Consider the following 1,145-nt stretch of genomic DNA (forward strand, 5'->3'; position numbering starts at 1 on the left):
CGGAACTCCTCGCGGCGGTGCGCGACGTAGACGGTGTCGGCGAACTTCGTCAGGAAGTTCGCCTCCTCCATCGCGGCGTCGCCGCCGCCGACGACGAGCATGTCCTCGTCGCGGAAGAACGCGCCGTCGCAGGTGGCACACGTCGAGAGCCCGTACCCTATCAGCTCCTCTTCGCCCGGGACGCCGAGCGTGCGCGCGCTGGCGCCCGACGCGGCGATGACGGCGTCGGCGATGTAGGCGTCGCCGTCGGAGAGCTCGACGCGGAAGTGGCCCGCGGGCTCCTTCGAGACGTCCGTGATGACGCCGTTGCGGGCCTCGGCGCCGAACTTCTTCGCCTGCTCTTTCATGTCGTTGATCAGGCTCGGTCCGGAGATCCCTTCGGGGAACCCGGGGTAGTTCTCCACGTCGGTCGTCAGCGTCAACTGGCCGCCGGGCTCGTCGCCCTCGACGAGCAGCGGGTCGTTGTTCGACCGCGCGGCGTAGATCGCCGCCGAGAGCCCCGCGATACCGGTGCCGGCGATGATCAGTCGACGGTGCTCGACGATGTCGTCGGTCATGTCCGACAGTTGGCCGGCGCGTCGTATGTACGTTGCGACCGTTGCGCGATTTCCGCACGACCGGCCTGCCATCCCGTGGCAATCGCCCGACAACGACGCCTCGGTCGCCCGCACCGCGGCCGCTCGCGCCGCGACCGCGCCGCGACCGGCGTCTTACCGCACCGCGACGAACACGCTCCGGTCGTCTCCGGGGCCGTAGCCGTCGGCGACGGCGGCGTCCTCGAACCCGGCCGCGGCGAGCGCGTCGAGGATCCGGTCGTCGGCGAACGGCGTCATCCGGCGCCGGTCCGTGAACGGGTCGCCGTCCGGAGTGAACGTCACCGCGCGCCAGTCGAGACGCCCGTCGCCGGTCGCGACGTGGTGCGCGACGCGGACGTACTCGATCTCCCCGTCCGCGTCGCGGCCGACGTCCAGCCCCGGGCGGTTCCCCGCGGCCGGGAGCGGGGAGTTGTCGAAGACGAGGACGCCGCCCGGCCGGAGACGGTCGCGCAGCGCGGCGAGCGCAGGGGCAAGGTCGGCCGGCGGGAGGTGGTTCACGACGCCGCGGACCGCGACGGCCGCGTCAAACGGCTCCGCGTCTCCCAAGTC

Annotated in this window: 1 protein-coding gene and 1 pseudogene; both read right to left on the bottom strand. The window is 72.3% G+C overall.

Annotation, left to right across the window (positions count from 1 at the left end; translation table 11 throughout):
- The coding region (locus tag U4E84_RS18115; RefSeq protein ID WP_322533460.1) for an FAD-dependent oxidoreductase at positions 1-557 on the bottom strand (557 nt) is incomplete at its 3' end.
- A 153-nt stretch (positions 558-710) separates the two neighbouring features.
- A pseudogene (locus U4E84_RS18120) lies at positions 711-1,145 on the bottom strand (class I SAM-dependent methyltransferase); the annotation flags it as partial.

The organism is Halorubrum sp. AD140, assembly GCF_034497445.1.
Lineage (GTDB): Archaea > Halobacteriota > Halobacteria > Halobacteriales > Haloferacaceae > Halorubrum.